Annotated in this window: 5 protein-coding genes; 4 read left to right on the forward strand and 1 reads right to left on the reverse strand. The window is 47.3% G+C overall.

Annotated features, from left to right (window positions below; genetic code table 11):
• Window positions 1-142 precede the first annotated feature (142 nt).
• Window positions 143-1,075: a carbon-nitrogen hydrolase family protein gene (locus ACOJTG_RS19730; RefSeq protein WP_420155390.1), complete on the forward strand. Its 933-nt coding sequence runs from the start codon at window positions 143-145 to the stop codon at window positions 1,073-1,075.
• Window positions 1,076-1,121: 46 nt separating this feature from the next.
• On the opposite strand, the gene ACOJTG_RS19735 is transcribed toward ACOJTG_RS19730, so the two are convergent.
• Complete coding sequence (locus ACOJTG_RS19735; RefSeq protein ID WP_420155391.1) at window positions 1,122-1,748, reverse strand: sterol desaturase family protein; 627 nt, start codon at window positions 1,746-1,748, stop codon at window positions 1,122-1,124.
• Between the two features lie 265 nt (window positions 1,749-2,013).
• Between ACOJTG_RS19735 and ACOJTG_RS19740 the strand changes: the two genes are divergently transcribed.
• From ACOJTG_RS19740 to ACOJTG_RS19750, 3 genes are all read left to right on the forward strand, one after another.
• Window positions 2,014-2,793: a TlpA family protein disulfide reductase gene (locus ACOJTG_RS19740; protein WP_420155392.1), complete on the forward strand. Its 780-nt coding sequence runs from the start codon at window positions 2,014-2,016 to the stop codon at window positions 2,791-2,793.
• Between the two features lie 160 nt (window positions 2,794-2,953).
• Window positions 2,954-5,416 carry a glycosyl hydrolase family 95 catalytic domain-containing protein gene (locus tag ACOJTG_RS19745; protein ID WP_420155394.1) on the forward strand — a complete coding sequence of 821 codons (2,463 nt, stop codon included), beginning with the start codon at window positions 2,954-2,956 and terminating at the stop codon, window positions 5,414-5,416.
• Between the two features lie 293 nt (window positions 5,417-5,709).
• The gene (locus tag ACOJTG_RS19750; RefSeq protein WP_420155393.1) at window positions 5,710-9,858 is read left to right on the forward strand and encodes a two-component regulator propeller domain-containing protein; all 4,149 of its coding nucleotides are present in this window, start codon (window positions 5,710-5,712) and stop codon (window positions 9,856-9,858) included.
• The last annotated feature ends 124 nt before the right edge of the window (window positions 9,859-9,982 follow it).

Here is a 9,982-nt window from a genome sequence, read left to right on the forward strand (position 1 = left end):
TGGCTTAATGCTGGTGACTATGCCTTTTAACTTTAGGGTAGCCCGCGTGATTTACATTTACTTATTCTCGGGCATTGAATACGAGGAAAATCCCCGCCTGATTACCCGGGAAAAGGAAGTGTAATTCTAAACGTAGCAAGGAATGCTGAACGTAGTAAAAGTAGGCGTAGTACAGGCTACTCCCGTTTTGTTTGACCTGGAGCGGAGTGTCGAAGTCGTCCTTAGCTGGATTAAAAAGGGTGCCGAGCAGAATTGCGAACTCCTGCTGTTTCCGGAATCTTTTCTTCCGGCGTATCCCAGGGGACTTACGTTCGAGGCGATGATTGGCCGTCGTACGGAAAAAGGTCGGGAAACCTGGCTGGATTACTGGAAGAACAGTCCCGAAGTCGATTCGGAGGCCATTCGACGGATCCAGCAAGCAGTACAGGCGGCTGGAATCATGGTAGGGCTGGGCATTACGGAGAAGGACCCCATCGGCGGATCGTTGCACTGTACGCTTCTCTACATCGGAAGCGACGGAAAGATTCTGGGCAAGCATCGCAAACTCAAACCCACGGGACTGGAGCGGTTCATTTGGGGTGAAAGCGATGGTAGTTCCCTAGTGACGCTCGATACCCGTCTGGGAAAAATAGGTGGACTGATTTGCTGGGAAAACTACATGCCCCTGGCCCGAACGGCATTGTATCAGAAAGGCGTCGAAATGTATTTGGCTCCCACCGCCGATTCGCGGGAATCCTGGCAGTCTACTATGCAGCACATTGCCCTCGAAGGACGTTGTTTCGTACTGGCGTGCAATCAATTTGTACGTAAAAGCGACTACCCCGAACGCTACCAGGCCGAACTGAGTCAGGAGCCCGAAATCATGAGTGCGGGTGGCAGTGTGATTCTTTCACCGATGGGAGAAATACTCGCGGGGCCGCTTTGGAATCAGGAAGGATTGCTGACCGCTGAGCTGGATTTTGCAACCCTTGCCAAGAGTAAGCTGGATTTTGACTGCGTGGGTCACTATTCGCGTCCGGATGTGTTTCAGCTTACGGTGACCGGTCAGCCCGATACCCAGAAAGTGGATCGGTAAAGACAGAGCGTAAAAGGCCCGGAGCAACGTTCCGGGCCTTTTGCTTTTATCCGTTCGATGAATACGTTTTGAAGATGTAATCCCACAGCGGAGACGAAACGCCGTAGTTCAGCGTATCATCTTTATAATGATGGATGGCGTGATTGATCCAAAGCCATTTGAATAAGTTGCGGGGCGGCTGATAGGCGTGTACGATGAAGTGTACAAACAGATAGCCCGCGTAGCCCACCAGGAAACCGGGAAAGAACGCGTAAGCCGCTTCCCCTAAAAGCAAAAAGGTAACGCCAAATAAAGAGGAGCCAATCAAAACGGCCAGAGCGGGCGGCATAGCTAATCGCGTCTGATCCTTCGGGTACTCATGGTGAATACCGTGGAAGGTATACTGCAACCGGGATTTGATGGCGTTGGTAGGATCCATGTGAAAAATGCCCCGGTGAGTGACGTATTCCACCAGCGTAAAGACGAGTATCCCCAGCCCAAACAAACCCAGTATCATGATCGGCTGTAATGCCGTATGCGTAAAGGCGTACCAGCCCAAACCAGCCGAGCTAAGTAGGTAGATCGAAATGGGAACCGCAATGTGCGTACGCGACAGGGCTTCCAGTCCTGGATTCGTAAAAAGAGGTTTGGTACCGGAGTGCTTAGGCCGGGATTTTTCTGCGTTTATTTCCATAGAAAGACGAGTTGATCGAATCGATCAGCAAAGGTAGAGCGGCTCTTTTCTCGGCTAATGGTACCCAATAGGGATATCCTGGTACAGGTTAGGCGAAATGCGGTTGGTAGGGGACGGCTGTACACCCTTTGCGGAGTTTCCTAACTACCGATTTGTACGGAAAGAAACGTACTATTCAATCCGTACTTAGCAGACTATTCCTAAAGAGTATAAGGTTACGATCTGGTTTGAATGTGATATATTTAGATCGAAACCTCTACGCTCTATGCGATTTAAATCTGTCTTCATGCTCATGGCTGGGTTGTTGCTTATGAGTTCTTGTCAGGATCAGCCGGTTCATCGAAAGCCGGTAGAAAAGCCAGCCGTCATTCTCAAAGACTTGATGAGTTTTTTAAAGTACCGTCAACAGCACGTAAAGCTCTATGAAACCTTTAATGCCGTGGATTCTGCCCAACAGACGATCTCCCGCATTCAGTTTCTGAAACAGCTCGCTACGGGTCGTTATCTTCCTTTACGCTTACAATCGCCGGGTCAGCCCTATTATCAGTTGTATCCCCTGGAGGCCAAGGTAGAAAAAGACATTAAAAACACCCTTAAGTTTTGGGGCGAAATGGAACAGGCCGACGCTCAGGCCGAGGGGAAACCGCTGCCTGACTTTACGTTTGTTGATATGCAAGGGAACCGGTATACCAATCAGAATACAAAAGGTAAAATTGTCGTAGTGAAATGCTGGTTTTTAGGGTGTTTACCCTGCATTCAGGAAATGCCCGCCCTGAACGAATTAAAAAAGATGTATGAAAATCGGAAAGACATTCTTTTTGTAAGTCCCTGCTGGGAATCCAGAAGTAAAGTCGAAGCCTTTTTAAAGAAGACTAAATTTGATTACGCCGTTGCACCCGACCAGTACAACTATTTGACGGATCAGCTACATCTGAGTGGTTATCCAACGCACTTTGTGATTAACAAAAAGGGTCTTATCAGCCTCAGATCGAATGACTATTTAGCCATGGCCTATGTGCTAAATCGGGAAGCAAAACAGCCCTAACTGCAGTATTAAAAAAGAGTCTTCCATTCCTACATAACACGGCTAATTACGTTTTTTAGTGCGATTTTAGGAAAATGTATAGGTGCTTGCCCCAATTCTGGAGTATGACCCTATACCTTTATACGTAATACCTATAGTAACCTATTCCATACTGCTAATGATGATCCGACATTACCTCTGCCTACTTTTATTAATGCTACCTGCCCTGGGCTTTTCGCAGCAAAAGCCAGCCTTGAAACTTTGGTACAAAGAACCTTCCGGAACCGTCTGGGAAAATGCCTTGCCCCTGGGAAATGGCAGGCTGGGAGCCATGGTGTACGGAAACGTGGGTACCGAAACGATTCAACTCAATGAACATACCGTCTGGAGCGGTAGTCCCAACCGCAATGACAATCCCAATGCCTTAGCGGCTTTGCCCGAGATTCGGCAACTGATTTTTGATGGCAAACACAAGGAAGCCGAGCAGCGAGCCAATCAATCAATTTTAACGAAGAAGTCGCACGGACAGATGTTTCAGCCCGTGGGTAATCTGAACCTTACCTTCGACGGCCATACGACGTTTACCAACTATTCCCGGGAACTGGATATCGAACAGGCCGTGTCCCGAACTACCTACACGGTTGGAGAAGTTACCTACACCAGAGAAACCCTGGCTTCCTTTCCCGACCAGGTGATCGTTATGCGGCTGACCGCCAGCAAGCCGGGGAAGTTATCCTTTACCGCTTCTTTTTCTTCTCCACACCCGAAAGCCGAACGCAACCAGACATCCAATCGGGAGCTTACCCTTTCCGGAATTACCTCCGATCACGAAGGGGTGAAGGGAATGGTGAAATTTAAAAGCATCGCCCGCCTGAAAACTACGGGTGGAAGCCTTTCGGGTACGGATACTTCACTCGTAGTTAACGGAGCCAACGAAGCTATCGTGTACATTTCTATTGCTACGAATTTCAACAGTTACAAAGATTTGGGTGGTGACGCGGATGCCCGGGCCGCGACGTATCTGAACAAGGCCTACGCCAAAGCCTATCCGGCGATTCGGAAGCCGCATGTCGAGGCGTATCAGAAGTTTTTTAATCGAGTGAAATTTGATCTGGGTACTACGGAGGCGGCTAGCCAGCCCACGGATGAACGGCTAAAGAACTTTCGCTTCACGAACGATCCACAACTCGTGACGCTATACTACCAGTACGGACGCTATCTGCTGATTTCGTCTTCCCAGCCCGGCGGCCAGCCTGCTAACCTGCAAGGGGTCTGGAATCACCGGATGCGACCGCCCTGGGACAGTAAGTACACCATTAACATCAATACCCAGATGAATTACTGGCCGGCCGAAAAAACCAACCTGTCCGAAATGCACGAACCCTTGTTTCGCATGATTCAAGAATTGGCCGAAACAGGGCAGGAAACGGCGAAGGTCATGTACGGAGCTGGGGGCTGGATGGCTCACCACAATACGGATCTCTGGCGAATCAACGGTCCCATCGACGGAGCCTTTTGGGGCATGTGGACGGCAGGTGGAGCCTGGCTGAGTCAGCACCTCTGGGAACATTATCTGTACAACGGCGATCAGAAATTTCTGGCTTCTGCGTATCCTATTCTGAAGGGAGCGGCCCAGTTTTACGCCGATTTCTTGGTGGAACACCCCAAGTACCACTGGCTGGTAGTGACGCCGAGTACCTCGCCCGAAAACGCTCCCCAGGCTCACGGCGGTTCGTCGGTGGACGCAGGTACTACGATGGATAATCAGATTGTCTTCGACGTATTCAGCACGGCCATACGAGCGGCGGAACTCCTCCATAAGGACGCTGATTTTGTCACGATGCTCAAAGAAAAACGGCAAAAGCTGCCGCCGATGCACGTGGGTAAACACGGACAATTACAGGAATGGCTCGACGATGTGGACGATCCAGAGGATAAGCATCGCCACGTGTCGCACCTGTACGGCTTGTTTCCTTCCAGCCAAATCTCGGCGTACCGCACACCCGAACTATTCCTGGCGGCCCGGACGTCACTTCTGCAACGCGGTGATGTATCCACGGGCTGGAGTATGGGTTGGAAAGTCAACTGGTGGGCTAAATTTCAGGATGGAAATCATGCGTATACACTGATCCAGAATCAATTAACACCGCTCGGGGTTAACAAAGGGGGTGGGGGTACCTATACTAATTTATTCGATGCCCACCCGCCGTTCCAGATCGACGGAAACTTTGGCTGTACGTCCGGCATTACCGAAATGCTACTCCAAAGTGCCGATGGGGCGGTTCATTTATTGCCGGCCTTGCCCGATGCGTGGCCCCAGGGCAGTATTGGAGGCCTAAGGGCCCGAGGCGGGTTTGAAGTCCTGGCGATGGAGTGGGAGAAAGGTCAGATCAAGAAAGTAGTCATTCGCTCGACGCTGGGTGGAAACCTGCGGGTTCGCACGCCCAATGCCTTGCAGGGGACGGGTGGACTCACGTTACATCAAGCTACGGGCTCGAATGCCAATCCGTATTATTACACGGAAGAAGTTGCGGCGGCGGTCATTTCGGCCCAAGCCCCCCGCAATGGCCTGACTCTAAAACCAACCCAACTGTATGACATTCCGACCCGAAAGGGAGAACAGATTACGCTGATTGGTCAATAGAGAAATCACTAAATTCCTTCAATCCTTACGACAAAGTCGGCTTCTGTGGGCTTTGTTGTAAGGATTGATTCGTGAAGAGCAAAACTAATGCATGATTAGATTCGAAGGAATGCCGTGTGGAATGCAGAAATGCTGGATTAAGTTTAGTAACTTTTGAACTTATTTGATAGTAGCTCTACGTAGCTGCTCCGTGACTTCTGATTTTTCAGTAGCTGGTGTGCATTCTTAAAAATTCGATTCAATACATATATACGCTCGACTTTAAACCCGTGCTTATATAGCTGTAAGTAGGCATGAAACTATTCATACGAACTTTCCTTTTATTCACACTAGCTATCCTGAATACTGCTGGCTTATTGGCCCAGAAATTGCCCTTGGGATTTAGGAGCTATTCCAATAAAGATGGACTTTCTTCCAGTACCATCTACAGTTTGTGTAAGGATCATTTTGGCTTTCTCTGGTTAGCTACCGAAGATGGACTCAATCGTTTTGACGGAACGAATTTTAAAATTTACCGGCACGATGTTGAAAAGAATAAAGGCTTAAAGGTCAATCATATTACGGTGCTGTTTGAAAGTACCAACGGAGATCTATGGATTGGTACCAATGGCGGATCACTCAGTTACTACGATCGTCTTTCCGATTCTATTATACCGTTCGAAGAAGTAGGAGATAAGCGAAAAATACAGCCCGCCATTACGCATATCACGGCTGATCATACCGGTAATCTCTGGGTTACCAGTTACGGAGCTTTGTATATCATTGATCCTACTACTAAAAAACTGATTACTCAAAAACCCTATCAAAAGATCCTGAAAAATTTCGAAGGACAAACTTCCCTGTATGCCTTCGAAGACCGGAACCATCAACTGTGGCTAGGAACGGATAAGGGATTATGGCTGTACGATAAAAACTATAACCTCATCCGGCACTATAGCCATGAGGAACATAACCCCCGAAGTCTAACGCATAATTACATTTCAGCCATTGTTCAGGATAGCCGTAACGCGATTTGGGTAAGTACGAACAATGGGTTAAGTAAGCTGGAATCGGATGGAAATAGTTTTAAAAATTTTTCGTATGTCACCGGAAAAAATTCCATCAGTAGTAATGCCATTTATGCGATGGTTGCGGATGACAGTGACAAACTATGGCTGGGAACCGACGAGGGATTAGATGTGCTGGATTTAACTACAGAAAACATCGTTAGTTACGGCCCCGACAGCCGGGATCCCCATAGTTTGAGTAGCCGATCCATTCGTTCTATTCTGGTGGATGATAAGGGCATTTGCTGGGTAGGAACGTATCAGGGAGGACTTAATAAGTACGATAAAAGTCAGAGTCATTTCAAACTTAAGCAAAGCAATGCCTTTGATCCTTTTGGGTTGAAATCAGCTACCGTTACGTCTTTTGCGGAGTATCAAAACAGCGTTTTTATAGGGACCGATGGCGGAGGTTTGCACGAGTACCTACCACAAAAAGATTTATTCCGACAGATTCAATTACCGGATGATCGAAAGAACAACCGACATGATTTAAGTATACTGGCTCTGGAAATGGGGCGTAATCAGCAATTGTGGATTGGCACGTATTTAAACGGATTGTTTTGTTACCAGCCCGGCTCCAAACACTACGTTCGATTCAAGAAGGGAGAAGGCGAAACGGATCTTAATTCAAATGACATTTTCTGTTTAAAAGAAGATCGGCAGGGAAATCTTTGGATCGGTACCAACGGTGGGGGCATTAATATCCTTAACCTGAAAACAAATACGATCGAAAAACTAGTTACTCAAAGTGATTACACGGACGATCGAACCAAACCGTCCAACAACTACATCCGGTCGTTTGAGGAAGATAAATACGGTCGAATCTGGGCGGGTACTTTTGGCGGAGGTATTTCGGTATATGATCCTAAAACCAAAACGTTTACTTTCTATAACAAGAAAAATAGCGGCTTACCCAGTAATTATATTTTATCGATCAAAGAGGACGCCAAAGGCACGATTTGGGTTGGAACCAACGGAAACGGATTAGCTTACCTAAGTCCTCAGAGCAAGCAATTCAAGGCGTTGTCAGAAAGTGATGGCCTGATTAACGGTGTTGTACTAAAAATTATTGAAATGCCCACCGGCGAGCTTTGGCTGAGTACCAATAAAGGCCTAAGCTGTTTTAATCCGGTCACTAAACGCTTTAAAAACTATACCCATCACCATGGTTTACAGGGGGGGGCTTTTGTTTTAGGCTCTGGTTTACAACTTTCTACGGGCGAACTTTACTTCGGTGGGCAGAGTGGGTTTAATCACTTTAAACGATCGGATATAAAGATCAATAGCCAAATTCCCGAAGTAGTACTGACAGAATTAAAAATCGATAATCAGGCCGTTGTTCCCTCGCCAAATGGACCCCTGGAGCAGTCGTTACTGACAGCCAGTGAAATCCGTTTGGCTTACAAACAAAACTTTTCCATCAATTTCGAAGCTCTCAATTTCACCGTTCCCGAATACAATCAGTATAAATACAAACTTGAAGGGGTTGATAATCAGTGGATTAATGCGGGTAAGGAACACAGTGCTTATTACACGAATCTAAGTCCCGGGGAGTATACCTTTCAGGTGATTGCTTCGAATAACGATGGTCTCTGGAATAACCAAGGCACATCCGTTCGTATCAAAGTAGCACCGCCCTTTTGGCAAACGATCTATGCGTACCTATTCTACGTACTCGTCATCTTCGGAATTTTGTACTTAATCCGCCGCCGGAGTATCAACAATTTAAAACAGAAATTTGCCATTCAGCAGGAAAGACTTCGGGCGAGTCAATTGCTGGAACAACAGCGTAAAGAGGCCGAATATTCGCGGGAATTCGATCGAATGAAAATCAAATTTTTGACGAATCTTAGTCACGAGTTTCGAACACCTATTTCCTTGATTGTCGGCCCCGCCGAAAAATTATTGAAACAGAATTTTGACGAAAGTGCATCCAATCAGCTAAACCTCATTAACCGAAATGCTCGGCGATTGAGTAACCTGGTCAATCAACTGCTCGATTTTAGAAAACTTGAAGAACAGGAACTAAAGCTTCACCTGAAGAAAGGTCAGATCGTAGCCTTTCTAAAAGACGTAGTCCAGTCATTCAATGACCTAGCGATTCGAAAGAATATCATCTTGTCCTTTTCGACTGAAATGGAAGAGGAAATACTCTATTTCGATGAAAATAAGGTCGAACGTATTCTGTTCAATTTATTATCCAATGCGTTTAAGTTTACGCCGGAAAAGGGTTCCATTCGCGTAAACCTTGAAGCGAGCCTGGAGGAGTCCACGCCTGAGGTCGCTTGTATAGGCGTATCTGTCAAAGATTCGGGCATTGGTATTCCATTGGAAGCCCAGAGCCGGATTTTTGAAAGCTTTTTCCAGCACGATACGGGACCGGCCATTCTGAATCAGGGAACCGGAATCGGTTTATCCATTGTCAAAGAGTTTGTTAAGATGCACGACGGCCAAATCAACGTAGAAAGTGCCGTGGGCTTGGGTAGCAAATTTACCTTTCGGCTACGGCTGAAACGGGAGGAAAGTCCGGAGATTTCGGAGGTAACCGAAACGATAGTGCCTGTAACGCACCCGCTGGCGGATTTACCCGCTGTAGAAGTATCCGCCAAAAATGCAGATCAACCCTTGGTACTGATTGTTGAAGACGACGAAGATTTCCGTTTTTACATCAAGGAAAATCTCAAGACCTTTTACCGGCTTTACGAGGCTACCAATGGGAAAGAGGCCTGGCAACGGATTTTGTTTCATCATCCCGATATAATTGTCTGTGACATTAATATGCCCGAGATGAATGGTCTGGAATTAACGCGGAAGTTGCGAGCCGATAAGCGAACGAAGCACATTCCGATCATTTTATTGACCGCAGCCGTGGAGGAAAATGGTCCGCTGTCGGGGCTGGAATCTGGGGCCACGGACTACATTACGAAACCCTTTGATTTTGCGGTGTTACAGGCAAAAATGAATAGCCTGATCGCTCTCAACCGGGTTTTTAAGGATACGTACACTAAACAGGTAGTCATCACGGCACCCAATCCTGAAATTGTCCCGGAACGAGAGCGATTCTTGGAGCGGGTACTGGCCTATGTACATGACAACCTGGCGAATCCGCAGCTATCCGTGGAAACCCTCAGTAGCCACTTATCCATGAGCCGGGCTTCGTTGTACAACCGATTGCTTGAGTTTACGGGCATGACACCGGTGGAGTATATCCGCTCCATCAAGCTGGAACGGGCCGCTCTGCTCTTGCACAAAAGTGATATGAACATTGCCGAGGTGGCTTACGAGATTGGATTTGCCAACCCGAACTACTTTACCAAAGTATTTAAGGCTCAGTTCAATATGACTCCATCGGAGTATATACAGAAAGCACGGACAAAAGCAGAAAACCCTGTATAAAACACGTGGAGGGTACCCAGTCCGCACCAGAACAGTAAAACGAAAATGGCTCCAAAAGCAAATTTGCTTCTGGAGCCATTTTCGTTTTTGTCCAAGGTACAGCGGTCTGGACAGGAGCTAGGTT

The organism is Siphonobacter sp. (assembly GCF_048595215.1).
In the GTDB taxonomy this organism is placed as follows: domain Bacteria; phylum Bacteroidota; class Bacteroidia; order Cytophagales; family Spirosomataceae; genus Siphonobacter.

What these genes read in the sequence shown, in the direction of transcription:
- ACOJTG_RS19730 (WP_420155390.1), top strand. Translation starts at nt 143, where the DNA reads ATGCTGAACGTAGTAAAAGTAGGCGTAGTACAGGCTACTCCCGTTTTG.
- ACOJTG_RS19735 (WP_420155391.1), bottom strand. Translation starts at nt 1,748, where the DNA reads ATGGAAATAAACGCAGAAAAATCCCGGCCTAAGCACTCCGGTACCAAA.
- ACOJTG_RS19740 (WP_420155392.1), top strand. Translation starts at nt 2,014, where the DNA reads ATGCGATTTAAATCTGTCTTCATGCTCATGGCTGGGTTGTTGCTTATG.
- ACOJTG_RS19745 (WP_420155394.1), top strand. Translation starts at nt 2,954, where the DNA reads ATGATCCGACATTACCTCTGCCTACTTTTATTAATGCTACCTGCCCTG.
- ACOJTG_RS19750 (WP_420155393.1), top strand. Translation starts at nt 5,710, where the DNA reads ATGAAACTATTCATACGAACTTTCCTTTTATTCACACTAGCTATCCTG.